21 protein-coding genes and 2 pseudogenes are annotated in these 26,502 nt (G+C 69.0%); 9 read left to right on the forward strand and 14 right to left on the reverse strand.

Features of this window, described 5'->3' with window-relative positions:
* Positions 1-7: 7 nt before the first annotated feature.
* From FF100_RS22175 to FF100_RS22185, 3 genes are all read right to left on the reverse strand, one after another.
* Positions 8-331, reverse strand: a complete 324-nt coding sequence (locus FF100_RS22175; protein WP_139037935.1) for a hypothetical protein — start codon at positions 329-331, stop codon at positions 8-10.
* Positions 328-618 carry a hypothetical protein gene (locus FF100_RS22180; protein WP_139037936.1) on the reverse strand — a complete coding sequence of 97 codons (291 nt, stop codon included), beginning with the start codon at positions 616-618 and terminating at the stop codon, positions 328-330. The genes FF100_RS22175 and FF100_RS22180 overlap by 4 nt, the downstream gene beginning before the upstream one ends.
* Positions 619-995: 377 nt before the next feature.
* Positions 996-1,610 carry a hypothetical protein gene (locus tag FF100_RS22185; protein ID WP_139037937.1) on the reverse strand — a complete coding sequence of 205 codons (615 nt, stop codon included), beginning with the start codon at positions 1,608-1,610 and terminating at the stop codon, positions 996-998.
* Between FF100_RS22185 and FF100_RS22190 the strand changes: the two genes are divergently transcribed.
* Positions 1,609-1,911 carry a hypothetical protein gene (locus FF100_RS22190; RefSeq protein WP_139037938.1) on the forward strand — a complete coding sequence of 101 codons (303 nt, stop codon included), beginning with the start codon at positions 1,609-1,611 and terminating at the stop codon, positions 1,909-1,911. The genes FF100_RS22185 and FF100_RS22190 overlap by 2 nt on opposite strands.
* Positions 1,912-1,952: 41 nt before the next feature.
* Here FF100_RS22190 and FF100_RS22195 read toward each other — a convergent pair whose 3' ends face one another.
* Positions 1,953-2,924 (reverse strand): hypothetical protein, encoded by a 972-nt coding sequence (locus tag FF100_RS22195; RefSeq protein WP_139037939.1) that lies wholly within the window; start codon positions 2,922-2,924, stop codon positions 1,953-1,955.
* Between the two features lie 324 nt (positions 2,925-3,248).
* Here FF100_RS22195 and FF100_RS22200 point away from each other — a divergent pair, with 324 nt between their 5' ends.
* Positions 3,249-3,818, forward strand: coding sequence for a class I SAM-dependent methyltransferase (locus tag FF100_RS22200; protein WP_139037940.1), 570 nt, complete (start codon positions 3,249-3,251; stop codon positions 3,816-3,818).
* 1 nt (position 3,819) lies between these two features.
* Here FF100_RS22200 and FF100_RS22205 read toward each other — a convergent pair whose 3' ends face one another.
* Positions 3,820-5,544, reverse strand: coding sequence for a recombinase family protein (locus FF100_RS22205; protein WP_205824976.1), 1,725 nt, complete (start codon positions 5,542-5,544; stop codon positions 3,820-3,822).
* A 46-nt stretch (positions 5,545-5,590) separates the two neighbouring features.
* Between FF100_RS22205 and FF100_RS22210 the strand changes: the two are divergent.
* A pseudogene (locus FF100_RS22210) lies at positions 5,591-6,028 on the forward strand (glutathione S-transferase C-terminal domain-containing protein); the annotation flags it as partial.
* Between the two features lie 217 nt (positions 6,029-6,245).
* Here the strand turns inward: FF100_RS22210 and puuE are convergent.
* Positions 6,246-7,688 (reverse strand): allantoinase PuuE, encoded by a 1,443-nt coding sequence (puuE, locus tag FF100_RS22215; protein ID WP_139037942.1) that lies wholly within the window; start codon positions 7,686-7,688, stop codon positions 6,246-6,248.
* 308 nt (positions 7,689-7,996) lie between these two features.
* The gene (locus FF100_RS22220; protein WP_139037943.1) at positions 7,997-9,277 is read right to left on the reverse strand and encodes a glycosyltransferase family 4 protein; all 1,281 of its coding nucleotides are present in this window, start codon (positions 9,275-9,277) and stop codon (positions 7,997-7,999) included.
* Between the two features lie 247 nt (positions 9,278-9,524).
* Between FF100_RS22220 and FF100_RS22225 the strand changes: the two genes are divergently transcribed.
* From FF100_RS22225 to FF100_RS22245, 5 genes are all read left to right on the forward strand, one after another.
* A complete protein-coding gene (locus FF100_RS22225) occupies positions 9,525-9,845 on the forward strand; it encodes a rhodanese-like domain-containing protein (protein WP_139037944.1) in 321 nt (106 codons plus the stop codon).
* A gap of 221 nt (positions 9,846-10,066) precedes the next feature.
* Positions 10,067-11,200, forward strand: a complete 1,134-nt coding sequence (locus FF100_RS22230) for an efflux RND transporter periplasmic adaptor subunit (RefSeq protein WP_139037945.1) — start codon at positions 10,067-10,069, stop codon at positions 11,198-11,200.
* 96 nt (positions 11,201-11,296) lie between these two features.
* Positions 11,297-14,485, forward strand: coding sequence for an efflux RND transporter permease subunit (locus tag FF100_RS22235; RefSeq protein WP_139037946.1), 3,189 nt, complete (start codon positions 11,297-11,299; stop codon positions 14,483-14,485).
* 153 nt (positions 14,486-14,638) lie between these two features.
* Entirely contained in the window at positions 14,639-15,667 is a 1,029-nt protein-coding gene (locus FF100_RS22240) for an SDR family oxidoreductase (protein ID WP_139037947.1), read from the forward strand.
* Positions 15,668-15,735: 68 nt separating this feature from the next.
* A complete protein-coding gene (locus FF100_RS22245; protein ID WP_139037948.1) occupies positions 15,736-16,599 on the forward strand; it encodes an MBL fold metallo-hydrolase in 864 nt (287 codons plus the stop codon).
* A 160-nt stretch (positions 16,600-16,759) separates the two neighbouring features.
* Here FF100_RS22245 and FF100_RS22250 read toward each other — a convergent pair whose 3' ends face one another.
* Together FF100_RS22250 and FF100_RS22255 are read right to left on the reverse strand one after the other, a co-directional pair.
* A complete protein-coding gene (locus tag FF100_RS22250) occupies positions 16,760-17,752 on the reverse strand; it encodes a ferredoxin reductase domain-containing protein (RefSeq protein ID WP_139037949.1) in 993 nt (330 codons plus the stop codon).
* A gap of 64 nt (positions 17,753-17,816) precedes the next feature.
* Positions 17,817-18,194 (reverse strand): hypothetical protein, encoded by a 378-nt coding sequence (locus FF100_RS22255; protein WP_139037950.1) that lies wholly within the window; start codon positions 18,192-18,194, stop codon positions 17,817-17,819.
* 220 nt (positions 18,195-18,414) lie between these two features.
* Here FF100_RS22255 and FF100_RS22260 point away from each other — a divergent pair, with 220 nt between their 5' ends.
* Entirely contained in the window at positions 18,415-18,795 is a 381-nt protein-coding gene (locus FF100_RS22260; RefSeq protein WP_139037951.1) for a response regulator, read from the forward strand.
* Between the two features lie 51 nt (positions 18,796-18,846).
* Here FF100_RS22260 and FF100_RS22265 read toward each other — a convergent pair whose 3' ends face one another.
* From FF100_RS22265 to FF100_RS22285, 5 genes and pseudogenes are all read right to left on the reverse strand, one after another.
* A complete protein-coding gene (locus tag FF100_RS22265; RefSeq protein WP_139037952.1) occupies positions 18,847-20,106 on the reverse strand; it encodes an alpha/beta hydrolase in 1,260 nt (419 codons plus the stop codon).
* A gap of 163 nt (positions 20,107-20,269) precedes the next feature.
* Positions 20,270-23,152: an EAL domain-containing protein gene (locus tag FF100_RS22270; RefSeq protein WP_139037953.1), complete on the reverse strand. Its 2,883-nt coding sequence runs from the start codon at positions 23,150-23,152 to the stop codon at positions 20,270-20,272.
* A gap of 174 nt (positions 23,153-23,326) precedes the next feature.
* Entirely contained in the window at positions 23,327-24,415 is a 1,089-nt protein-coding gene (locus FF100_RS22275; protein WP_139037965.1) for a UDP-3-O-acyl-N-acetylglucosamine deacetylase, read from the reverse strand.
* Between the two features lie 549 nt (positions 24,416-24,964).
* On the reverse strand, positions 24,965-26,260 hold the full coding sequence (locus FF100_RS22280; protein WP_139037954.1) for a M16 family metallopeptidase: 1,296 nt from the start codon (positions 26,258-26,260) through the stop codon (positions 24,965-24,967).
* Positions 26,257-26,502, reverse strand: a pseudogene (locus FF100_RS22285) (threonine synthase); the annotation flags it as partial. The pseudogene FF100_RS22285 and the gene FF100_RS22280, both read right to left, overlap by 4 nt.

Here is a 26,502-nt window from a genome sequence, read left to right on the forward strand (position 1 = left end):
GGACTCCTCAGTACCAGCGCATCTTGACGAGGAACTTAGCATTGTCTGTTTGTGGTGTCATTCGGAAGATCGACATCGTTGGATGCTGATCAACCTCGATGTTGTTGAAAATGCACCATTCGAGAACGCTTCCGAGAGGTTCGACCCAGGTCGAGCCGTTGTCTCGGTTGAGGACGAAGTCTGATCCTTCGCAGCCGGGTTGGTGGATAGTCTGTATTCTGTTGTAGGGGTAAACCACCTCGCCAATGTGGGCCCCCTGGGAAACCATGATGTCCGTCGTCGTAGTGCGATTGAACCACTCGTTGTCGGCCTTACGTTCAGCCTTCGTCACTTGCCGGCTGCCTTCTTCGCTTCTCGGAATCTGCGGAGCCGTTCCCGATCCTTGGCCTTCCGCTCTTCGATCTGTTCCGGTGTGGGCGGGAGCTTCGGGTTCTTCGCGGCTCGTTCGGCTCGTCTCCGGGCGTTGCGCTGCTCTTCGTATTCCCGTTCGGTGCGGATGGAGATCTCGGCGCTGATGATCTCGCGAATCGTCTTCAGGTTGTCCGTTGTGGTTGCGCCGATGATCGTGCGGAGGTTGTCCAGTTCCGTGGTAATCGCCTGGGTGATGTCGATGTTCATGGTGTTCCAACTGATTTAAGTAATGAACGTATTGTATGTGATCGGAGAGTGTCCGGTCAATTTATCCGTTTCGCCCGGTTCACTATCTTCTTCTCAATTGGGTGTGAAAAAAACCGAACAGCGAAGGCGAAGTCCTGAGTCGCATCTGCTTCATTCCCTGAGTTTGTCGAGCCTGAAGGGAGAAGACAAACTCCTTGTCATCGAGGCGCAGCCGAGTTCGTAGACATCACGTAGACATTGAGGCGGGAGCCGAATCACGTAGACATCTCTAACTGAGGCGAAGCCGAGATCCATAGATATCTAGGTAGACATCGTTGATGTAGATACCTATGTAGATATCTATGGATCTCGGGACTTCGTCCCTCAGTCACGGATGTCTAGCTGAGGTCGATGAATGCGGAGTGGGTCATCTTGCCGGAGGCGAAGTGGCTGTTCATCTGTTCGGTCATCAGTTCGGTGCCTTCGTTGAAGATGATTGCCACAGCCGGGTCATCGCCCTTCGGCATTTTGACGGCGACGAACTGGTCCTCGAAATACCGCCATCCTTCGTTGTTCTCCCAGATCTGGCCGAACATGAACTGGTCCCGATCGGGCAGCGGCAGGGCCAGGACGGTGTCACCGAGATTCTTGTGGTACGAATCTGTGATGGTGCCCTTCGCCTTCTGCTTGTCGATCAGGGTGAGGAATGGGTTGGCTGCTCTGAGGGGTATGTTCCGCTTGAACACGTACTGGCGCTTGTTGAGCGGCTGGTTCGGCTGGAAGTACGCCTCGATGGTCAGCTTGTAGCGAACCGCGCCGGTCTTCCGTCCGCTCTTCGCGATCTTCAGTTCGGGTCCGTCGTCCCACAGGGCGAGTTGGATTGCGGTCAGGTTGGTGAAGGCCGGCAGAGGGCCGAGGTCGAATGGTCGGGGCAAAGTCATATACCTATGGATTAAGCAATGAATGCGTTTAATCACGTCGGCTTCGGCGGGGGCAATATTAAATTCCCTCATGACGATCTCTGAATCTGACTTGAAGGCGCTGACCGATTACGTGGCCGAACTGGAGGCCGAGAATGACTTCCTGAGCCGCGAGCGCCTTCTTCTGGTAGGTGGGCCGCAGGCGCTGGCGAAAATCGCTCCTGGGCCAATTCTGAGGCATACAGGGCCTATCCCTGAAGGCTGCGGCATCGGCAACGCCGGGCAACTCATCTGCCTGACCCATGCCGCGGCGCGGAAGCACAGCGTTCGACCCGAGTGGTTCGAGCCCACACCGATGAAGCGGGCTCGCAAGCCGGGAGGGGAGGGCCTGTAACGGCCAGCTCACCCGGACTGGGGCCGGTCGACAGCTCCGTTTCACCCATCACCCCGCAGGAAACGGCTGGTGAGGGCCCCCCGGCTCAACCTGGGCATCGGGTCGCTCGCCTGCGTCGGAAGCCGCCACTGGGCCTCCCTGTGGCGCTCGAAGGCCAAGTTCGGCTTCGGTCCCCGCTTCCACTGCTCCAGCTTCTCCATCTCGGCGAGGCGCACCGCATCGGGCCAGCGGCGCTTCGTCAGCGGGTCGCGATCTGGGTTCGGCCGGTAGCGGTGGAATCTGGGGTCGCCGGGGTCGTGGCCAGCATCGTCATAGCTAGAACCACTATGTTTCCCCGCGCGGTTTCCACCGGGCTCAGAATCTAAAATATTTACGGAGTTACTCCATAGAGGTTCCCCCACGGCCCCCTCTCCCCGTGTCTCGGTCCGACGAAGGGTCTTGGCGAAGAGTTGGCGGGTGTCCGGGCCGAGGCGGTACATCACCATGGGACTGCGAATCCGACCCAGGGCGTCCTTCTTTGCCTTCAAGCCGCGGCGGAAGTAGCCGAACGGGGTCTTGGCGTTCTTCGGGGCCCGAACCTCGGTGAGTTCGCCGGCCGGGGTGATCCGCTCGATGAAGCCGATCTGGATCAGCACCTGGGTGGCTTCGCGGACCAGGGCTTCGGTGAGGCCCTGAAAGCCGTTCGGGCCGCACAGGCCCTTGCGGGACAGGAAGAAACCCGCGCCTTCCCCACCGATGCCGCAGCCCCGCTGGACGAAGTTGTGCTCACCGGTGTGGAATCTGCCGATCAGGTTGGCCAGGATCGAGATCGCCTTCGCCAGCCGGGGACGGCCCTGGTACGCCTCCAGCGGCCGGCGCAGGAATCTGCGGACCGAGCGGGGCAGGATGTAGCTGCCCCTCCGGAATCCCTCCACCAGGGCATTCAGCGACGCCTTCTCGGCGCGGTCGTTCAGGTAGTAGCCCCGCTTCTTGTCGCGGCGCATCGGCGTGAAAGTCGGGGTCTCCGTCTTCATCCGAAATGGGTTCGGCTTGGGCACTGACCAACCTCATGGCTGGCCGCGGGCACAAACGATCTCAATCTCGGTGCTTGACACCGAGTCGGTCAGGTCAGTAGGTTCGGATTGCTTGATCTCCAAACCTTTTGAATCTGAAGCCCCTGCCGGACTGCAATCCGGTGGGGGTTTTCGTTTGGGCTTACGGCATCGTTTGCTCCTCAGCCGCGCACCATGGCGAGTCATCTAGTCCTCGTCAAACAAAGACTTTGACAGTGTTGACAGGGTTGACAGACTCGACAGCTTTGACAGGGCTGACAGCCTGTTCGGTGAATAACTATATCCATGGAAACTACCCATGGATCTCAGAACCGAGCGATAAGCCTTGCTGGTAAGTCACCCCAGCGGGCTGAGGACGATTTTTATCCCACCCCAGATTCGGCCACCCTGGCGCTGCTGGCGCGCGAATCTTTCCCGGGGATCGTCTGGGAGCCGGCCTGCGGCGACGGCGCGATGGCGCGCCACCTCGACGCGCTGCCGGGCGTTGAGGCGGTGATCGCCACGGATCTGGTGGACCGCGGCTACGGGGCGGGGGGGATCGACTTCCTTCAGACCCGGGAGGTGGTGGACCACGTCGTCACCAATCCCCCGTTCAGTCTGGCCGAGCCGTTCATCCGGCACGCGCTGGCGTGCTCCACCGGGAAGGTGGCGATGCTGCTGAAGCTTCAGTTTCTGGAGGGGGTGCGGCGCGAGAAGCTGTTCTCTGAAACCCCGCTCGCCCGGGTCTACGTATTCCGCCGCCGTCTGGCCTTCAGCCGCAATGGCGAGCCGGTGCCACGCAAGGGAATGATTGCCTTCGCGTGGTTCGTCTGGGAGCACGGGTATCAGGGCGATCCCGTGCTGAAGTGGGTCTGACCTACTCGGCCGCGATCAACTGGGTACCAGCCTCGTTCGGCTCCAGCGGCGGGATGCCGTCGTTCGGCAGCACGCGTTGCACCGCCTTGCAGTATCCGCTGCGGACCTCACCGAACTCGTCGAGGGGGATTGTCAGAATCAGCCCGCCGCGGATGAGAACCCGGGCGGTGCCTGGGGTGTAGCCGGTGAAGTACGCCCCCTCGACGATGCGCCACAGCAGCACGTGCAGCTTCTGCCGGGTGATGAAGAGTTCGGTTTCGGACTGCCCCTCCATCATGAGGATCAGTTCGGCCGCTTCGTCCACCACGTGCTCGTCGGTGCCGGCGACCAGACGCAGCCCCTCGCGATCCCGAATCAGCACGTCCTTCCGCTTCAGCAGGTCGCCGATGTCGGCCTGAATCTCGCGCCGCCGGGTGAATATCTCGGCGTCGGGCTCATCCTCAGATTCGATCAGGCGCAGCAGGCGGGTGCTCACCTTCTGAAGGCTGTCGATCCGGACGCTGATTTCCTCGATCTGCCGGGTAACCGCTTCCACCCCATCATCCGGCTCGATGTTCTGGAGCAGTCCCCGCCACGGGATATCCGGCAGGGCCTTGAAGAACTTCTTCTCGAACCAGTCGTAGCGGGGCGTGCGCTTGTTATCGCAAGGGTTGCCTCCCTCTTGGTGCGAGGCGCACCGCAGATACAGGCGTTCCTTCGTCTTGTCTGCGTTCCAGCGCCCGAGGATGCGCATTGGCTCGCCGCAGTGGTCGCACTTCGCCATCCCACCGGTAAACAGGTTCGACATCTGAAGCTTGCGGCCACCGGTCTTCTTGCCGTGCTTCGGATGCTTGGCAGCTTGAACCTGATCCCAGACTTCCTGGCTGATGATCGCCGGGAAATGGCCGGGGATGGGGTCGCCCAGCGGGGATGAACGATCCCCGTCCGTCTTCTTCGGCTGGTACTCACCCAGTACTCTGCGGTCTAACGTAAGTCTCCCAACGTAAGCCTGATACCAGCGCCGGTTGGCGGCTCGTTCCTTCGCTTCTTCGCTGTCCCCGAAGCAGGCCGGGACGACCGGGACCCCCTCAGAATTCAAGGTACGGGCGATGGAGTGTGAGCCCATGCCGGTTGCGGCGAGTTGGAACACTCGGCGGACGGCCGCTGCCACCTCCTCGATGATGACGTGTTCGACCGTACCGTCCGGATGGTAGACCCGGCGCAGCCATGCCGGATGGTAGTTGCCCTTCAGTGTGACACCCTGACGCGCCTGCCTCTGGCGCTCGCGGTACGCCGCTTCGATGCGCTGACTCTTTTGCTTAGATTCGGTGTGAGCTAGACCGGCCATGGAGGCGATGGCCGGCAGCAGCCACGTCACCTCGGCGAAGCTCTTCTGATCGATCGTCTGGTTCAAGCTGAGCAGGTGGATGCTCATCCCCGTGGACAAAATGTCGCGGAGCAACATCAGGATGTCCATCGGCTCTTCACGGCTGAGCCGGTCCACGGCCTCGATCACCAGAATCCCTGGCTGGACCAGCCCTTCCTTGATCGCCTTCAGGAACCCGCCCAGCGCCCCCTTCTTCCGGTTCGCCCCTTTGAAGGCGGACACCCCCAGGTCGAGGATCGCCGGAGCCATCGTGTAGCCGTGCTTCTCCGCGTACGCCTTCGCCTGCTCAATCTGCCGGCGCTCCGAATCACCCTTGGTCTGGGCGGTCGAACTCATTCGTACGTAAGAATAAACCAGCACCGGCCTGTCCATAGGTAAACCCTGTTACATTTCATAGTAAGGGGTAGTCTACGACCGGGTCAATAACGGCGTCTACAAGGCCGGGTTCGCCACCAGCCAGGACGCCTACGCCGAGGCGGTGACGGCGCTCTTCGACGAGCTCGACGCCCTCGAGTCCCGCCTCGACCGCACCCGCTACCTGATGGGCGAGCGGCTGACCGAGGCCGACATCCGGCTGTTCACCACGCTGGTGCGGTTCGACCCGGTCTATGTCGGGCACTTCAAGTGCAACCTGCGCCGAATCGCCGGCTACCCGAACCTCGCGCCCTACCTGCGCGACCTCTACCAGACCCCCGGCATCGCCCCGACGGTGAACCTCACCCATATCAAGCGGCACTATTACGAGAGCCATCCGACCATCAACCCGACCGGGATCGTGCCGCTCGGGCCGGTGCTGGATTACGATGCGCCGCACGGGCGGGCGGAGCGGTTCGAAGCTTCGTAAGCAGTCGAAGCCGTTCGTCGCGCTGCGATGCGTCCACCTTGCAGGGCCATCCCGGGGCTCGCCCGAGGCGCGAGCCCGGGATCCCGAGCCGCAAGTGGCACAGGACGAGGAAAACAGCGGTCCGCGTCTTCCTGAACCATCTGCGGCTCTGGATTCCGGGTTCCGCCTCGCGGCCCCGGAATGACGATGGCGGATGTCAGGTCCCGATGGAGAAGACCTACGCCGTCGCCGCGAACACGTCCGGCAGCGACGGCAGCCTCTGCCGCAGCCGCAGCAGCGCGATGATCTCGATCTCGGCGAGCGCCCGCGCCCGCTCGTCCTCCGGCGGGTTGTCCAGGCGCTCGGCGAGCTGGGCCAGGATCTCGTCCGGGCCCTTCCCCCGCACCGCCATCACGAACGGGAAGCCGTGGCGGGTGCGATAGCGCTCGTTGAGGTCGAGGAAGCGGGCACGGCCCTCGGCGTCGAGGGCGTCGAGGCCGGCCGAGGCCTGCTCGGCGCGGGATTCGGGCGCGAGGTCGGCGGCGGCGACCCGCCCCGCGAGGTCGGGATGGGCGCGGATGAGGGCGAGCTGCCGCTCCGGCTCGGCCGCCCGCATCACCTCGACCATCGCGGCGTGGAGCCCGTCGGCCGAGTCCTGCATCGGCGACAGCCCGGCCGCCACCGCGCCCTCGGCCACCCAGGGCGAGTGCTCGAACACGTCGCCGAAGCTCTCGACGAACAGGGCGCGGCCCATCCGGCTCGGGGTCAGGCCGGCGGGCGGGTGCGTCTTGGCCCAGTGACGGGCGATGTCGATGCGCCGCGTCACCCACACGCCGTCATGCGCCGCCACGTGGTCGAGGAAGCGGGCGAGCGCGGCGATCCGCCCGGGCCGCCCGACGAGCCGGCAATGCAGGCCGATCGACAGCATCCGCGGCGTCTCGGCGCCCTCGGCGTAGAGCACGTCGAACGCGTCGCGCAGATAGGCGAAGAACTGGTCGCCGGCGTTGAACCCCTGCGGCGTGGCGAACCGCATGTCGTTCGAATCGAGGGTGTAGGGCACGACGAGCTGCGGCGCGCGGGGTCCCTCGACCCAGTAGGGCAGGTCGTCGGCGTAGGAATCGGCCGAGTAGAGGAAGCCGCCTTCCTCCATCACCAGCCGCAGGGTGTTCTCCGAGGTCCGCCCCGTGTACCAGCCGAGCGGGCGCTCGCCGGTGACCTCGGTGTGGATCCGGATCGCCTCGCCCATATGCGCCTTCTCCTCCTCGTAGGAGAAGTCGCGGTAGTCGATCCATTTGAGGCCGTGGCAGGCGATCTCCCAGCCGGCCTCGCGCATCGCCGCGACCGCGTCGGGGTTGCGCTGGAGGGCGGTGGCGACGCCGTAGACCGTCACCGGAATCCCCCGCCCGGTGAACAGCCGGTGCAGGCGCCAGAACCCGACCCGCGAGCCGTACTCGTAGATCGATTCCATGCTCATATGGCGCTGGCCCGGCCAGGCCTGCGCGCCGACGATCTCCGACAGGAACGCCTCCGAGGCCCGGTCGCCGTGCAGGAGACAATTCTCGCCGCCCTCCTCGTAGTTGATGACGAACTGCACCGCGAGGCGGGCGCCGTTCGGCCACTGCGCCTGCGGCGGGGTGCGGCCGTAGCCGACGAGGTCGCGGGGGTAGGGGGAGTCGGTCATGGGATCTGTCCGGTCGGACGGCCAACGCTGCTCCGTACGCTTCCGAGGAGCGCGCGGGATCCCCTCTCCCGTGTGGGAGAGGGGCAGGGGTGAGGGTGCCGCGGTCCTCACTCAGGCTCGGACCGTCCCGCTACCGGCACGACGCTCAGCGGTTCACACTGACGCGCGCCACCTTCACCCCCGGCCCCTCTCCCACCCGGGAGAGGGGAGCCGCGCCTTCTCGTTCACGGCGGAGCCGTGAGGCCGCGTGAAAAACTCTCCGCGACCTTAGCCGTAGGGCAGCCTGGGTGCAAAACCGCCGCGAGGCCTCACCCCGCCAGCGCCTCCAGCGCCGGATCGACCCGGGCGAAATGGTCCTCCCAGGTCGGCGCCCGGTAGCCGGCGAGGCGCCCCGCCATCGTGGTGCGCAAGGCCGAGCCCGGCACCGCCAGCTCCCCGACCACCCGCATCCAGCCCAGGCCGTCGAGGGGGTGGAGAAACTCGGCGAAGGACCCGGCGATCTCGCGGTGAACCGGGATGTCGGAGGCGACGACCGGCAGGCCGGCAGCGGCGGCCTCCAGAACCGGCAGGCCGTAGCCCTCGGCGAAGGAGGGCATCAGCAGGGCGGTGGCCTGGCCCATCAGCCGCACGAGGCCCGCGGTCGAGAGCCCGGAGACCTCGGTGACGTGGGCGCGCACCGCCGGGCAGCGCTCCAGCAGGTCGACCACGTTCTCACTCTCCCAGCCGCGGCGCCCCACGACGACGAGGCGCGGGGTCGCGTTCCCATGCCGAAGGCTGAGCTCGCGCCAGACGGTCAGCAGGGCGATCAGGTTCTTGCGCGGCTCGATCGTGCCGCAGACCAGGAAGAGCGGCCGGGCCGGCGGCGCCGACGGAGCCCGGCCGAACGCACTCTCGATCCCGAGCGGCCCGACCGTGACCGGCGGCGCCTGCCGCCCGAGCCCGGCGAGGAAGCCCGAGAAGCGCTCCCCGACATCGGCCGAGTTCACCACCACCGCGCGGGCATGGCGCGCCACCGTCTCCATCCGCACCCGGTGGCGCTCGGCCTCCCCGGGACGGCCGTATTCGGGAAACTCGATCGGGATCAGGTCGTGGACGAAGAAGACCGGGGTCACGTCGGTGCGGTCGTAGAGCCAGTCGAACCGTTCCGGCCGGTCGAGGCGCAGATGCGAGGTGTGGAGGTAGAGCGTTCCCCGCGGCAGCCGCTCCGGCCCCGGCGCCCGCAACGCCGCGATCCAGGCCCGGACCTCGCGCTCCCGGCGCCGGCGCCCGCCGCTCGACCCGGCGGGCCGGGAACCCGCCGCCGGGGCCGGCAGGCCGACCCGCACGCAGAGGTCGCGATAGACTGGGTCGTCCTCCGCCGCGACCTCCTCGGTCCAGGCGGTGACCGCCGCCTCCACTAGCCCGGCCATCTGCCCGCGATCGAGGACCTTCGGGCCGAGCCGGGTCGAGACGAGGCCGAAGCGCTCCCCGCCCTGCGCCAGCAGGTGGCGGGCATAGGCGAGGTCGACGCGGTCGATCCCGGTCGGGCTCGCGTGCCGCAGGCGGGTGACGAGCCGGGTGAGATCGAGGGCGACGGGGGAACGGAGCATGACGGTCTCGACGCTGTGACGGCACTCGGGCGCCGTCCTACATGGCCGCAGCCCGGAAGCCCAATCGGCGGCCGTCCTGTGCGGCAGCGCACAAAACTTGCTCCGGGGGAGGGATGGTCGCCCTTGCAACGCTGAGCGCTGATGATTTATCGCATTCGTCACCGCTCCGTCGCGCCGCGGTGACAAGGGGCGGACGCACCGACTATGATCGTCAAGTCGGCGCCGGGGTCGGCAATCGGATGGGACTATGGCGATCGTCGATCTGGACCGGGATGCGGTGAAGAGCGGGCTGGCGGACGGGTCCGTCCTGTTGATCGACGTGCGCGAGCCGAACGAGTTCGCTTCCGGCCACATCCCGGGCTCGGTCTCCTTCCCGCTCTCGACCTTCGACATCGAGCGGTTGCAGGCGCTGATCGCCGGCGACGGCCGCCGCCCGGTCCTGTCCTGCGCCGCCGGCGTGCGTTCGGCCCGCGCGCTGCAATACCTCCAGAGCCAGGGCATCCCTCTGTCCGAGCATTATGTCGGCGGCTTCAAGGATTGGGCCAATGCCGGCGAGGCGATCGACTAGCTGACCTTGGGATAGACGATACGAGGCCGGCCGCCTTCGGGTTCGTTCGCCGGCCTCGCGACATCCCGCCCTCCGGGCGGTTCGACAACCCCGGCCCCGGGAGGGCCGTGCCGAGGGCGGCGCGGTTCCCGATACGGCCAGCCCCTCGACGCGGATGCTCCCCGGCGCATCTCCGACGCGCGTCCGACGGGTCGCATGCAGAGATGAACGGGAGAGTGAGTATGCGCAGGCTAGGGCTGGCGGCGGTGATCCCGGCGCTCCTGCTGATGGCCGGAATCCCGGCGCGGGCCCAGGCTCCCGGCGGTCCGCCCCCCGCGGTCACGGTCGCCAAGCCCGTGGTCAAGGAGGTGGTCGAGCACGACGACTTCACCGGCCGCTTCAACGCGATCGAGTATGTCGAGGTGCGCGCCCGCGTCACCGGCTACCTGCAAAAGATCCATTTCCAGGACGGCGCCGTGGTGAAGAAGGGCGAGCTGCTCTTCACCATCGACCGGCGGCCCTACAAGGCCGCCCTCGACCAGGCGACCGCAGCCCTGTCCTCGGCCCAGGCCCGGCTGAACTTCACCCAGACCGATCTCGAGCGCGCCCAGACGCTCAGCCGCTCGGGCAACATCTCCGAGCAGGTCACCGACCAGCGCCGGCAGAACTCGCTGACCGCCCAGGCCGACGTCGACAGCGCCACCGCGGCCCTGCGCCAGGCCCAGCTCAACTACGACTTCACCGAGGTGCGCTCGCCGATCGACGGGCGGATCTCGCAGCGGAACGTCACCGAGGGCAACATCGTCATCACCGACCAGACGATGCTGACCACCATCGTGTCGCTGGATCCGATCTACTTCTCGTTCACCGTCGACGAGCGCTCGTTCCTGGCCTACCAGGGCACGCTCAGGATCGGCATGGGGGCGACCCAGAACGAGCACACCGTGCCGATCCTGGTGGCGCTGACCGGCGAGGCCAAGCCGACCCGCAAGGGCGTGCTCAACTTCGTCGACAACCGGGTCGACGAGGCGACCGGCACGGTGCTCCTGCGCGCCACCGTCGAGAATCCCGACCGCTTCATCAAGCCCGGCCTGTTCGGCATCGTCAGCATGCCGGCTTCCAAGCCCTATCGCGGCGTGCTGATCCCCGACGACGCGATCGCGGCGAACCAGGACAAGCGCCTCGTCTACGTGCTCGGGCCCGACAACGTCGTCCAGCCGCGCAACATCCGCCCCGGCCCGAAGATCGACGGCTACCGGGTGGTGCGCGACGGCCTGAAGGGCGACGAGACCATCGTGATCGTCGGCCTGACCCGGGTGCGTCCGGGCGCCAAGGTCACGCCCGAGGTCAAGGAACTGCCACCGGTCCGCGAGTGAACGAAAGACGCGCCGCCGTGAGGGCGGCGCTTCCGTCAGGACGCCAGTGCCCCAGCCGGGGCGCCCCGCCCGCATGAGGGCGCGAGAGGCCCACCGATGCGTTTTGCCCATTTCTTCGTCGACCGGCCGATCTTCGCCTCGGTGACCTCCATCGTCATCCTGATCATCGGCTACGTCTCGTACATCTCGCTGCCCGTCTCGCAGTACCCCGAGATCGTGCCGCCGACCGTGGTGGTGCGCGCCTCCTATCCGGGCGCCAACGCCGAGACCGTGGCGGCCACCATCGCGACGCCGATCGAGCAGGAGATCAACGGCGTCGACAACATGCTGTACATGTCGTCGCTGTCGACCAACGACGGCAACATGCAGCTGACCGTCACCTTCGCGCTCGGCACCAACCTCGACATCGCCAACGTGCTGGTCCAGAACCGGCTCTCGGTCGCCCAGCCGCGCCTGCCCGGCGACGTGCGCAACCTCGGCGTCACGGTCCGCAAGTCGTCGCCCGACCTGATGATGGTCGTGCACGTGCTGTCGCCCGACGGCACCTTCGACCAGAACTACCTCGCGAACTACATCTACCTGCGCCTGCGCGACCCGCTGCTGCGCCTCAATGGCGTCGGCGACATCACGGTGTTCGGCGGCTCGGAATACGCGCTGCGGCTGTGGCTCGACCCGAACAAGCTCGCCTCCTACCAGCTCTCGACCACCGACGTGATCAACGCGCTGCAGGAGCAGAACGTCCAGGTGGCGTCCGGTGCGCTCGGCGCGCCGCCGGCCCCGGCGAGCCAGGCGTTCCAGCTCACCGTGCAGACGCAAGGGCGGTTCCAGGATCCGAGCGAGTTCCGCAAGGTGATCGTCAAGGCGTCCGACGGGCGCCTGGTGCGGGTCTCCGACATCGCCCGGGTCGAGCTCGGCCAGAAGGACTACACGACGAAGTCGTTCCTCAACGGCCAGCCGGCGATCGGCATCGGCGTGTTCCAGCGGCCCGGCACCAACGCCCTCCAGGCGGCGGAGCAGGTCCAGGCGCTGATGAAGACCCTGTCGAAGGACTTCCCGCCCGGCCTCGAGTTCAAGATCGCCTACAACCCGACCGAGTTCATTGCCGAATCGGTGCACGAGGTCTACAAGACGCTGGGCGAGGCGGTGGTCCTCGTCGTGGTGGTGATCCTGGTCTTCCTGCAGAGCTGGCGCACCGCGATCATCCCGATCATCGCGATCCCGGTCTCGCTGATCGGCACCTTCGCGGTGATGGCGCTGCTCGGCTTCTCGCTCAACAACCTGACCCTGTTCGGCCTCGTCCTCGCCATCGGCATCGTCGTCGACGACGCGATCGTCGTGGTGGAGAACGTCGAGCGCAACATGGCCGAGGGGCTCTCGCCCGGCGAGGCGGCCCACAAGACCATGGACGAGGTCGGCGGCGCGGTGGTCGCCATCGCCCTGGTGCTGTCGGCGGTGTTCATCCCGACCGCCTTCATCCCGGGCATCTCGGGCCAGTTCTACCGGCAGTTCGCGCTGACGATCGCAGCCTCGACCATCATCTCGATGTTCAACTCGCTGACGCTGTCGCCGGCGCTGTGCAAGCTGCTGCTGAAGCCCCATTCCGAGCACCACCGGCCGCGCTTCTTCCTCGCCCGGTTCGGGTCGTGGGCGGCCAACACCTTCAACCGCGCCTTCGACGCGACGGCGAACGCCTATGCGGCGACGATCCGCTTCCTCACCGGGCGGCTGGTGCCGCTGCTGGCGATGCTGCTGCTCTATGCCGGCGTGATCTACGGCGTGCTGCACCTCGTGCGCACCACGCCGACGGGCTTCATCCCGCTCCAGGACCAGGGCTACCTCCTCGTCGTGGTGCAGTTGCCGCCGGGCTCGTCGCTCGAGCGCACGACCGCCGTGGTGCAGGAGGTGTCGCGCCGCTCCCTCGACATCGACGGCATCGGCAACACCGTCGTCATCGCCGGCTTCGACGGCGCCACCTTCACCAACACCACCAACGGCGCGGTGATGTTCCTGCCGTTGAAGCCGTTCAAGGAGCGGCTGGAAAAGGGCCTCACCGCCGGCAAGATCCTCCAGGCCGTGCTCGCCAAGACCGCCCCGATGCAGGAGGCCCGGATCATCGCGATTCCGCCGCCGCCGGTCCGGGGCCTCGGCAATGCCGGCGGCTTCAAGATGCAGGTGCAGAGCCGCGAGGGCTCGGACATCGCCCGGCTGCTCCAGGTCTCGGGTGATCTCATCGGCGCGGCGAACCGCGACCCCGCGCTCACCCGGGTCTTCACCACCTTCGGCAACGACACGCCGCAGATCTACCTCGACATCGACCGCACGGTGGCGCGGATGCTGAACGTGCCGCTCGCCAACGTGTTCTCGACGCTCCAGGTCAATCTCGGCGGCGCTTACGTCAACGACTTCAACACCTTCGGGCGCATCTACCAGGTCCGGGCCCAGGCCGACGCCAAGTACCGGATGGAGAAGGAGGACATCGAGCGGCTCAAGGTGCGCTCCTCGACCGGTGCGCTCGTGCCGATGGGGACGCTCGCCAGCATCCGCGACATCTCCGGTCCGCAGATCGTCCAGCGCTACAACCTGTACTACTCGATCCCGGTGCAGGGCGATTCGCGGCCGGGCGTGTCCTCGGGCCAGTCCCTCGACGCGATGGAGACGCTCGCCCGCCGGATCCTGCCCGACGGCATGAGCTTCGAGTGGACCGAGATCGCGTTCCAGGAGAAGGCGGTCGGCAACACGGCGATCTACGTCTTCGCGCTCGGCGTGCTGCTGGTCTTCCTGGTGCTCGCCGCCCAGTACGAATCCTGGGCGCTGCCGCTCTCGATCCTGCTGGTGGTGCCGACCGGCGTGCTGGCGGCGCTCGCCGGCGTGCAGTTCCGGGGCCAGGACAACAACATCCTGACCCAGATCGGCCTCATCGTGCTCATCGGTCTGGCGGCCAAGAACGCGATCCTGATCGTCGAGTTCGCCCACCAGATCGAGGAGAGCGAGCGGCGGGGGCCGGTCGCCGCCGCGGTCGAGGCCTGCCGCCTGCGCCTGCGGCCGATCCTGATGACCGCCTTCGCGTTCATCCTCGGCGTGGTGCCGCTCGCCTTCGCCACCGGCCCCGGCGCCGAGATGCGCCAGGCGCTCGGCACGGCGGTGCTGTTCGGCATGCTCGGGGCGACGGTGTTCGGCCTGTTCCTCACCCCGGTCTTCTACGTGGTGATCCGCAACATCCTGATCCGGATCAACCGCTGGCGCGGCACCGACGACCACCACGGCGAGCCCGAGCCGGCGCGGTGACGGCGAGCGAGGCTTGATCACCAATGAGCGCCCCCGGACGTCGCAGTCCGGGGGCGCTCGCATTTTGCGGTCCGTCACGGTGCGTCATCGCCGCATCGAACCTGTCGCCCGGCTTCCGCATTGCCGGCCTGATTCCAGCATCGGGAGGCGAGCGTGGCGCGGGTGGCGGTGGTGACGGGCGGTACGGCGGGGATCGGTCTGGCGACGGCGCACGCCTTCGCGAGGGACGGCTGGTCGGTCGGGATCGTCGCCCGAGACGAGGGCCGGTTGCGCGACGCGGAAGCCGCGCTCCGCCGACACGGCGGCACGGTGCTGGGTATCTCGGCCGACGTGGCCGATGTCGCAGCGGTGAACGCGGCCGCCGACCGGTTCGAGGCCGAGCTCGGGCCGATCGAGACTTGGGTCAACAACGCGATGTCGTCGGTCGTCGCGCCGACGCCCGAGATCACCCCCGAGGAATGGCGGCGGGTCACCGAGACCACCTATCTCAGCCAGGTCTGGGGCACCCTCGCGGCGCTCCGCCACATGCGCCGGCGCAACCGCGGCACCATCGTGCAGGTGAGTTCCGGCCTGGGGATCCGGTCGATGCCGCTCCAGGTGCCCTACTGCGCCGCCAAGCACGCGGTGACCGGCTTCACCGACGGCCTGCGCTCGGAATTGCTGCACGAGACCATCGATATCGGGCTCACGGTCGTCTACCTGCCGGCAGTGAACACGCCGCAATTCGGTTGGGCCCGCACCCGCACGGGCGCCGAGCAGGACATCCCGGCCCCGGTCTTCGACCCCCGGCTCTGCGCCGACGCGATCCTGTTCGCCGCGCATCACCGCCGCCGCGACATCTGGGTCGGCCGCTCGACGGTGCAGATGGGGCTGATGCAGGCCGTGTCGCCGGCGATCTCCGACCGGTTCATGGCCCGCGGCTGGGACGCGCAGATCGGCAAGCCGGCGCCCGACAAGCCCGGCAACCTGTTCGAGCCGGCACCCGGGCCGGCGGCGATCGACGGCCGCTTCGCCGACAAGACGACCCATACCCGGAGCGAGTTCTTCACCGACCGCCAGCGCGACGTCCTCGTCGGCGGCCTCGCCGCCCTCTGCCTCGGCGGCGCGGCGGCGCTCGCCCTCGGCGCCGGGGCGACCCGCCGGCTCTCCCGCCGGCGGCGGGTCCTGCCGCGAGTGTTCTGACGCGTCGACGGCCCGGCGCGCCCGCCCTATCTGCGGCGGCATCCCCCTGCTGCCCCGATAGGTCTCGCGTGCCCGGTTACCTGCCCTTCGCGGGCGCCCTCAAGCTTCCCAGCTTCGTCTGCGACAATTGCGGCTTCTGGCAGCGCCACTTCGCGGCCCCGCCGAGCTGCCCGCTCTGCCTCGATGCGCGTCACGTCGTGCCGCAGGACGGCTGGCGCTTCCGCCCCGTCGCGGAGGCGCAAGCCGCGTTCCCGTGCCACTGGGAGGAGGTCGAGCCCGGCGTCTGGAAGTTCTGGAACGAGCCGGTCACCGGCATCGGGCCGAGCGCCTACCTGATCGTCACGCCCGAAGGCAACATGGGTTTCGAGGGCTGCCCGGTCTTCAGCGACGCCGCGCTCGACCACATCGCCGCGCTCGGCGGCATGGCGGTCCTCTCGGCCTCGCATCCCCACAGCTACGGCGCGCTGCCGCAGATCCAGGACCGCTTCGACCCGGAACTGTGCCTGCCGGCGGCCGACTTCACCTGGAGCGCGGCGCTCCAGGTCTCCTGGCCCTATGACGACGTGCTGGAGCCGCTGCCGGGGCTGTCGCTCCACCGCACCGCCGGCCATTTCGACGGTCACGCCGTGCTGCACGACGCGAGCCGCGGCATCGTGTTCTGCGGCGATGCGCTGAAATTCGAGCTGAACCCCGCGAACCCGCGCGAGGCGCTCACGATCTCGGCTCACAAGGCCTTCGTGCGCGGCGTGCCGCTGACCCGCGCGGAACTGGCCCGCTACCGCGAGGTCTTCGCCGCGCTCGACTTCCATCAGACCTGGACGCCGTTCGAGCAGGCGGCGAATGTCGGGCGGACCGAGGTGCTGGCCCTGATCGACGCGATGCTGGCCGGGCGGCCGCACGCCTACCCGGTGCCGGTGTCCGAGCTGACCTGAGGCGCCGGGCACCGCACCGGCGATCGCCCGCAACCTCGAGGCGCGCGGACCGCAGGTGCCGACCCTCGTGCTTCGGTCGCGGAGCGATGCCGCGAGACTTGTCGCGACGGTTGCATCCCGGGCGGCCGGGTAGCGGCCTCGAACCGTCCGGCGCGTGGGCTTACAGCCCGAACTGCGCCCCGGTATCCCCCGGGGTCACCAGGCTGCGGGCGCGGCTGCGCGAGGGCAGGAAGGGCAGGGCGGCGCACACCGCGCCGACGCTGTCGCACAGCCGCTCGACCGCCCGCACGATGTCCGGCGGGCCGGCGACGTGCACGGTGTCGCTGCCGCGCAGGGTCGGCAGGTGGGCGGTGACCGGCCCATGGCGCACGTCCGACTGGCCGCGGCGGTCGCGGCTCGCCGCCAGGGTGATCTGCGGCACGCCGGTGCCGCGCAGCCAATCGAGGGCGGGGCGCATGTAGAGATCGTCGGCGTCGGCCGCGCCGGCCACCACCACCATCTCGCGGGCGATCTCGACGTGGCGCGCCGCCCGGGCGATGGCCCAGATCGGCGCGAAGCCGGTCTCGGCCGAAACCAGGATGAGGCGTCCGGGACCAGGCCGGTAGGGCGTGCCGCCGGCCGGCCCCTTGATCCGCACGACATGGCCGGGCTGCACCGCCTCGCCGAGCGCCGGGCCGAGCGCGCCGATGTCGCGCCGCACGTGGAAGACGAGCTCGTTGAGCTCGGTATTGCCGTCGATGCGCTGGGTCGGGCAGTAGGGCCGGGCGGGAAGCCCCGCGAAGCCGACCTCGACCGCCTGGCCGGGCGCAACGTCGAGGCTGCGCGAGACCGTCACCACCATCTCCATCACCGCACCCGACAGCGGCGTGACCGAGAGCAGCGTGCCGGCGCGTTTCACCGTCCTGAGGACGGCGAGGGGCGAGGGGGCCGGACCCGTCCGGGTGGCGGCTCCGTCGCCGAGGCGGGGGCGGGCGCGGCTGGTGTTGCGCAGGCGCGGCAGGGCGTCCTGCTGGCGCGTCTCCAGCAGGGAATCCTGGATCAGGCCGTCGCGGCCCGCGGCGATGGTGCGCGGCAGGGCGGCGTCGAGGGGCGTGTCGCCGGTCGCCACACGGACGGGCTTGCCGTTGACGACGAGCGAGCAGCGGGGGCTCATGGCCGTCTCCGTGCGACTTCAGGCAGCAGGGCGTGCGATGGGATGGGGCGGGCCGCGCGTCGCCTCACCGCGCGGCGAACAGCAGGCGCTCGACCAGGGTGGCCCAGCGGTCGCGGTCGGCGCGCAGGTCCTCCTGCGTATCCTCGTCCTGTGCCTGCTGGGTCGTCAGCGCCGCCACCTGGGCGCGCAGCTCGGCGGCAGCCTCGCGCTCGGAGCGCAGCACCGCCTTCATCACCTTGTTCTCGGCTTCGAGCTGCGCGACCAGATCGTCGGCCTCCTCGGCCTCCATCTCGTCGGGCAGGGGCAGCCGGTAGGGACGCGGGCCGAGCCAGCCCGGCGGCAGGAGCAGGCGCCGCACCAGATCGAAATCCGGGCCGCTCCGCTCGCCGCGCTCCGGACCGCTCCCCTCCTGGTCCGCGATGCTCCACGCCGCCTCGCCCATCGCCGCTTCTCCGCGCCTCATCGACCGCCCGGACCGCACCCTGGCGGGTGCGCCGCATCCGCTCACGGCCTGGCTGACGATGCTGCTGTCATGGTTAAGGACGGTTTAAGCGAGAGGGACGCATTCGCGTGATTGACCGGGCGGAGCCGCCGTCACACTCTCGCCGCGGCCGCCGGATTCCGGCCATGATTCGCCGGGCCTGGACCCCACGGAGATCGCGATGCTGGACGGACGACGGGTGCTGATCGTCGAGGACGAGGCGCTGGTCGCCCTGGAGCTGACCGAGATCGTCACCGGCTCGAACGCCCACGCCGTCGGCCCGGCCCGTACCAACCGCGAGGCCCTGGCGCTGATCGATTTCGAGGAGATCGACATCGCGATCCTCGACCTCAACCTCGCCGATGGCGAGGCGACCCCGACCGCCGAATGCCTGATCGCCAAGGGCGTGCCGGTCCTGATCTGCACCGGCGGCGTGCTGCCGCGGGCGATGCGGCTGATGTGGCCGGATTTGCCGATCCTGAGGAAGCCGCTGAACCCGGACCGGCTGGTCGAAGCGTTGGGGGCATTGTGCGCGGAGCCGGTCGGCGAAGGCCGTCCCTGATCGCGACGGGCCGCGGTCGGCGGAACGATCCGGGGCCGTCTTGGGGCGGCTTCAGGGACGGGTTGCCGGCGCGGCGGACGAGATCCGGCTCGTGGCCTCCGGTATCGTCCCGGACGAGCCCTCGGCCGGATCGCCGGCCAGCTTTCCGGGACGCCCTGCCGCGGCATCGAGCACGGATGTCATGACGGAGGATTGCCACGCATAATAGGGGTTGAAGGTCAGCCGGGCGTGGGTCTTGTTCGCTTCGCGATAGCCCCAGTCCGAGTACCAGACCTCCCCGCCGCGCTCGCAGGCCTGCAGGCCGGCATCGGTCTGCCCGTTCCAGCAGATGCGGGAGGTCCCGCGATCGCCGTAGAGGCGGTTTCCGGGGCTGAACAGGATGCCCATATGCGAGAACTGGCTGATCCGCCATTCCGGCAGCCGGTCGCTGCGCACGAGGATCCGCGTGTCGTCGCCCAGCCCCGCCGGTGTCTCGCCGTACCAGATCAGCCGGCTCGCCGGGTGCGGGAAGCGCTCGCGGAACGTGTCGAGCAGGTAGCCCGCATCCAGCACCGAATCGTTCCGGGCCACGACCATGAAGACCGGCTTTTCATACGGCCGCTCGTCGAGGTGCCGCCGCACCGCCCGGCTGCTGAAATAGAACTGCGCGAAGCCGTTGGTCGGCACCATGAGGTAGCGAACCTCGTTCTGGAGCGGTGCCCGCCCGCCCGGCGCCAGCAGCCACGGGCGGATCCGGGCGAGCAGCGGCGTCGTCCAATCCAGGGGTATGTCCGACTTGAAGCCGGGAGAGAACAGCACGAGCCCGGCGATGGCCTCGTTCTCGTAGGCATACTCGGTGACGAGGTTGGCCCCGGTGGAGAACCCGCCGAGATAGACCTGCCCGACATCGCGGCGCAACGCCTCCGCCTGCTCGCGCACGACCTGCCGCCACTGCCCCACATCCACATCGAGCAGATCCTCCGGACGGGTGCCGTGACCGGGCAGGAGGATCGTGCGGACGAGGATGCCGCCCGCGGCCAGGTCCCGGGCGATGTCGTGGAAGGACCAGGGGGAATCGCCGAGCCCGTGCACGAGGAGGATGCCTCGGGAGGGCTTCCCGCCCCGCCCCGACGAAACCGGGCGCCATTCCCGCGGGGCGTTCAGGGTCACTGCATGCTCGGAGCCCCAGCGCGTCCGCAGGCGGTCGAGGGCCTGATCACGATGCGCGGAGAAGGTCGGCAGGTCCGGTACGGTGCCGGGGGATGCCGCACCGGCCTGCGCCCCCGACGCCACCATTGCGGCGAGGAGTAAGACCGCACGTAACCACTTCATCGGCAGCTCCTCGATAGGGGCGAGCGCGAGCAAGCCGGCACCCGGGGCGACGCCGTCATGCGACGCGTCCGGCGCCGCGCGCCAATCTCCCGCGCCGGCAGAGGCCGCTTCTGTGCGAGACCGCACAGGATCGCCGCGCAGGGCCGGATCGGGCCGGTCTCCGCTACGCCGCCTCCGGCGCCGCCCCCACCAGCTGCCGCGCCTGCAGGACCGACATCGGCTCGCCGAAGGCGAAGCCCTGCGCGAAGTCGCAGCCGACCTCGGCGAGGGCGAGCGCGTCGGCCTCCGATTCGGCGCCCTCGGCGACGATCTCGAGGCCGAGTTCCTGGGCCATCCGGACGATCGAGCGCAGGATGCCCGAACGGCCGTTCGCCATCTGGCGCACGAAGGACTGGTCGATCTTGATCGTGTCGAACGGGAAGCGCTGCATGTAGGTCAGCGCCGAGTAGCCGGTGCCGAAATCGTCGAGGCACAGGCCGGCCCCGAGCTCGTGGATGCGGGCCAGCATCTGGGCGGCGTATTCGGGGTTCTCCATCACCAGGGCCTCGGTCAGCTCGAGCTTGAGCGAGCCGGGGACGACGCCGGTGCGGGCGAGCACGGTCTTCACGTCGTGCAGGAGGTCGTGGCGCAGGAGCTGGCGCGACGACAGGTTGACCGAGGCGAAGATCGGCGGCTCGACGACGAGCGCCTGCTGCCAGGCGGCGAGTTCCGCCGCGGTGCGTTCCAGCGCGAAGACGCCGAGATTGACGATGAGGCCGGATTCCTCGGCGATCGGCAGGAAGACCTGGGGGGCGACGCGGCCGAGCCGCGGGTGGTCCCAGCGCAGCACCGTCTCGAAGCCCGCCACGGTGCGGTCCTCGAGGCGCACGATCGGCTGGAACAGCACCTTGATCTCGTTGCGCTCCAGCGCCCGGCGCAGGTCGCTCTCCAGCATCATCCGCTCGCCGCGGTCGGAGCGCATGGTCGGGCGGTAGACCTCGATCCGGTCGCCGCCCTGGCGCTTGCCGTTGATCATCGCCAGTTCGGCGTTCTTGATCACGTCGTCGCGCTTCGCCACCGCGCCCGCCTCGTGCAGGGCGACGCCGATCGACGGGGTGAGGAAGATCTCCCGGTCGGCATAGGTGATCGGCGTGGTGATCGCCCGGCGGATGCTGTCGGCGAAGGCGATGATCCGGTCGGGGTCGCGCTCGGAGAGCAGGATGATCGCGAACTCGTCGCCGGCGACGCGGGCGAGCGTGTCCTGCGGCCGCAACAGCCGGTTGAGGCGGCGCGACAGGGTCAGCAGGATCGAATCGCCGGCCGAGAGCCCGATCGCGTCGTTGACCTGCTTGAACCGGTCGATGTCGACGGCGAACAGGGTCGGCTTCAGCCGCGGATCCTGGCTGGCGAGGGCGAGCGCGGCGTCGAGCCGGTCGTTGAACAATTCGCGGTTGGGCAGGCCGGTGAGGTTGTCGTGCACCGCGTCGTGCAGCAGCCGCTCCTCGGCGATCTTCGATTCGGTCACGTCCGCAATGGTGCCGACGATGCGCACCACCTCGCCGTCGGTGCCGATCACCGGCCGCGCCTTGAGACGGAACCAGTAGTAGGGGCCGGCGGCCGAGCGCAGGCGGAAATCCTGGGAGATGCGGCCGCGGCGCTCCTCGATCACCGTATCGAGGGCGGCCGAGTAGCGCTCGACGTCGAAGGGGTGGAGGAGGGAGAGCCAGTTCGCCTGCGGTCCCTCCAGCGCTCCGCGCTTGAGGCCGAGCTGGCCCTCGATCTCGGTCCCGGCGAAGACCCGGTCGCCCGGCACGTCCCAGTCGAACACCACGTCGCCGGCGCCGGTGAGCGCCAGCGCCCGCCGCTCGGTATCGGAGACGAGGCTGTTGCCGAGGCCCCCGCCGGCAAAGGCGTGCTGGAGCACCGTGAAGCCGATCAGCATCACGATCAGCACCAGGCCGCCGATCAAAGCCGGCTGGACGAGGTCGTTGTGGAGCTGGCCGGTGATGGCGAAGCCCGCCGCCACCACCCAGGCCAGCAGCAGCAGCCAGGTCGGGATCAGCAGGATCGCCCGGTCGTAGCCGTTGTGGATCGCGAGATAGACCACCAGCAACAGACCGACGCCCGCCACCGTGGCGACGGAGATCCGGGCGACGCCCGCCGCCACCGGCGGGTCGATGACGGCGAGCCCCACGAGGCCGGCGAGGAACAGCAGCCAGATCAGCGCGACATGGCTGTAGCGCACGTGCCAGCGGGCGAGGTTGAGATAGGCGAACAGGAACACCAGAAGGGTGGCGCCGAGCACCGCCTCGGCCGAGGCGCGGTAGATCCGCTCGGCGGCCTCCGTCACCGGAAAGATGCGCTGGAAGAACCCGAAATCGATGCAGGCATAGGCGAGCACCGCCCAGGCGAGAGCCGCCGCCGCCGGGAAGATGATGGCGCCCTTGACCACGAACACGATGGTCAGAAACAGCGCCAGCAGCCCGGCGATGCCGATGATGATGCCTTTATACAGGGTGAGACCGGTTGCCTTCTTGCGGTAGGCATCCTGATCCCAGAGGTAGACCTGCGGCACGGTGGGCGTGCGCAGCTCCGCCACGAAGGTGACGGTGGTGCCGGGATCGAGGGTGATGACGAACTGGTCCGCATCCGGGCTCTCGTCGCGCTCCGGCCGGATGCCCTGGCTCGCGGTGATCGCGGCGATGCGCGAGCCGCCGAGATCGGGCCACACCACGCCCGAGCCGACGAGGCGGAAATGGGGGGCCACCAGCAGGCGGTCGATCTGCTCGTCGGTGTCGTTGGTGAGCGCGAACACCATCCAGTCCGGCCGCGCCCCGGTCTCGCGCGCCTTCACGGCGATGCGGCGCACGATGCCGTCCTTGCCGGGCGCGGTGGAGATCTGGATCAGGTCGCCGTCCGAGCGGTAGCGCTCGATCGCCGGGGTGAGGTCGATGGCCTGCGAGTCGAGGGTGACGCGCACGGCCTCGACCGCGCGGGCCTGCGGCGCGGACAGGAGCAGCCCGGCGAGGGCGGCAAGGCAGGCGAGGACGAGTGAGAGCGTGCGCAAGCTTCGGGGTCTTCCGACCGGACGGGGGCGGCCACGGCCACGGGGGCGGCTCAAGGGAGGGTGCCGGACCGTACTGACGCCCAAGCTTCCGAGCAAGGCGGAGGCCCCGGATCTCCCCTGCCGTCCGCGAGCGCGGCCGTCGATGGGCTTCGATCGCTCCGCTTTGCGGCCAAATCAAGTTGCGCGGTGGCGGACCTCGGCGAGCGGGACGACCTCCCAGCATTCCGGATGCCGCATCAGCTCGGTCAGGAAGGCGAAGGTGAGGGCGTGGGTCGGGCAGTTCGCCACGACGCGCCCGAGGATCGGCCGGCCGGCCAGCGCCAGATCGCCGACGAGATCGAGGATCTTGTGCCGGACCGGCTCGTCCGGGAAGCGGGCGCCGCCGAGCACCCGGCCGCCGAGCAGGATCGCCACCCGCCCGGGACGGGCGCCGCGCAGCAGGGGCTCGCGGTCACGGGGATGCATCCGGTCCTCGGTGTCCGGGCGGATCGGGCGCTGGTGCTCCGGTCGGGCCGGGGCCGGGTCACGGCGGCACTCGGCCACGGTCTGCGCGGTGAACGAGCGGGCCCAGAGCCGGTCCCGCGCTCCCGCCGGCAGCAGCGTCCGGGCAAGGCGCGTCTTCAGCAGCGTGCGCCAGATCAGCGACGCGTTGCCGAAGCTGCGGCTCGGGGCAATGGCGGTGCGGAACGTGCCGGGATCGATCGGGCCGGTCCAGCGCAGCACGCCGAAATCCGGCAGCCGGTCGGTGCTGACGTCGACGGTGAAATCGTCGCCCGGCTCGGCCCGCAGGAAGCCGTGCAGTCCGTTCACCTGGAACGGCACGCGGATGCGGAGCGCCTGGCGTGGCCGGGCCTGCGGCACGCGGCCGGCTTCGTCGATCAGCGCACACCAGCGCGAGGCCGAGCCGTCGAGAATCGGGATTTCGGTGCCCTCGACGGCGATCGCGGCATTGTCGATGCGCGAGGCGGCGAGGCTCGCCATCAGGTGCTCGATGGTGCGCAGCTTGCGGCTCTGGCCGATGTCGAGGGCCGTGCTCATCCGGCTCGCGACCCAGGCGGCCGTGCCGGCCTGCACTTCGGCACGGGTGCCGGTGCGGGGGCAATGCACCGTAAAGCGGATGCCGTGACCGGCGGGGGCGGGGGCCAAGGTGACGCGGGCGACGCGGCCGGTATGCAGCCCGGGCCCGCGCACCGACACGCTCTGCCGGAGCGTCGCCTCGCACGACCCGTCCACCGCCGAGTGCGCGATGCCCCCGAGCTCCATCGTCTCCACCCGACCTCGTCGCCGACCGGTCGTGCCGGACGACGTCTGCTGTTCCCCTGAGGCCGATGCGGTCGTTGCGTGGGCGGGACGGCGATACCGCCAGTCTCCTCATCCCCGGAACTTCGCCCGCGCAGGCCTCGCCTTCGGGCGCCCGCGCGCTCGATTGCGGATCGGTTCTACGGAGACGGGGATTGACTCGACACTCGGCCGTTCGGACTAGGTCATGCGAGTGGAGTCACAGAGGAGGCGTCCCGCGACATTCGGGACGATGCCTGTACGATTGTCGACGTTGAGCCGTTCGCTACGGCATGCCGCCTGGAGGCATTGCCCGCCGAACTCCTCTCCCTCCGCAGGGGAGGGCGCCCCGCTTCGAGTGCGATCCGCTCGTGCGCGGGGGGCGGGAGACGGGACGCCGCTTCCGGCGAGGTCGCGGCCAGGGCGACGGACGCGCCCTGGATGAGCCGCGCGCTGCCCTCTCGCGGCCCTGCTCACGCAGGGCCCGCCCTCCCCCGCAAGGGGGAGGGTTCACCCGCGCAAGCCTTCAGGCCGCTAGGCCGCCCGCAGCGACTTGCCCACCGCCTCGAGGCTCTGGAGCTTCTTGATCGGCCCGATCGCCGCGATGGTCGGTGCGCCGGCGGTCAGAGCGCGGCCGGCCGCCCGCACGTCGTCGGGGGTCACGGCGTCGACCTTGGCGATGACCTCGGCGGCGGGGATCACCCGGCCCCAGGCGAGGAGCTGGCGTGCCGTCCGCTCGATGCGCCCGCCCGGCGTTTCCAGCGCCGAGAGCAGCGCCACCTTGAGCTGGGCTTTGGCCCGGGCGAGCTCGGCTGCGTCGACCGTCTCGGCCGCGTCGCGCAGGCAGGCCAGCGTGACCTCGACGAGCCCGGGAAGATCGGCGCCCGCGGTGCCGGCGCCGATGCCGAACAGGCCGCAATCGCTGAACGGCCAGTGGAAGGCGTGGATCTCGTAGGCGAGGCCGCGGGTCTCGCGCACCTCGTGCCACAGCCGCGAGGTCAGCCCGCCGCCCAGCACCTGCGCGAAGAGATGGGTGGCGTAGTAGGATTCGTCGCGGAACGACAATCCGGGCAGACCCAGCACCAGGTTGGCCTGCTCGAGCTTGCGCGGCATCCGGCGCTCGCCGCCGCGATACTGCCCCGGCACCGCCTCCGGTGCCTCGACCGCCCGCATCGCCCCGAAATGCTTGTCCGCCGCCGCCACGATGGCGTCGTGCTCGACCGCGCCGGCGGCGGCCAGCACCATCCGGCCGGGTGTGTATTCGCGGGCGAGATAGGCCTCGATCGCCGCCCGGTCGAAGCTCTGGATCGTCTCCGGCCGTCCGAGGATCGGCCGGCCGAGCGGCTGGTCGGGAAAGGCGGCTTCCGTGAAGGCGTCGTAGACGACGTCGTCCGGCGTATCCTCGACGGCGGCGTATTCCTGCAGGATCACGCCCTTCTCGCGGGCGAGCTCGCCGGCCTCGAAGGTCGAGCGGGTCAGGATGTCGCCGAGCACGTCGAGGGCGACCTCGGCATCCTCGCCGAGGACCCGGGCGGTGTAGCTCGTCTGCTCGACGCTGGTGGCGGCGTTGATCTCGCCGCCGACATTCTCGATGTCCTCGGCGATCTGGCGGGCGGTGCGGGACGTCGTGCCCTTGAACGCCATGTGCTCGATCAGATGGCTTAGCCCGTGCTCCTCCGGCCGCTCGTTGCGCGAGCCGGCGCCGACCCACACCCCGAGGGTCGCGGTGGCGACCCCCGGCATCGCCTCGGTGGCGACGGTGAGCCCGTTCGGGAGCCGCGTGATCTTGAGATCGGGCGAGGCGCCGAGCGTGGCGAAATGCTGGTTCATGCGGCGTTCCTCAGGATGCGGGCGCGCTCGCGGATCGCCCGCTCCACCGCCGCCTCGTCGTTCGGCAGGACCGTGAAGCGCTCGCGCCGCCCCAGCAGGTCCGACAGGTGCGGCGGCAGCGCCGGGCGAACCCCCGTCGCCGCCTCCACCGCGTCGGGGAACTTCGCCGCATGCGCGGTCGCCAGCGCCACCACCGGCGTCGCCGGGTCGTCGGCCAGCAGCCGGCGCGCGGCCCGCACCCC

This window comes from Methylobacterium terricola (genome assembly GCF_006151805.1).
GTDB lineage: Bacteria > Pseudomonadota > Alphaproteobacteria > Rhizobiales > Beijerinckiaceae > Methylobacterium > Methylobacterium terricola.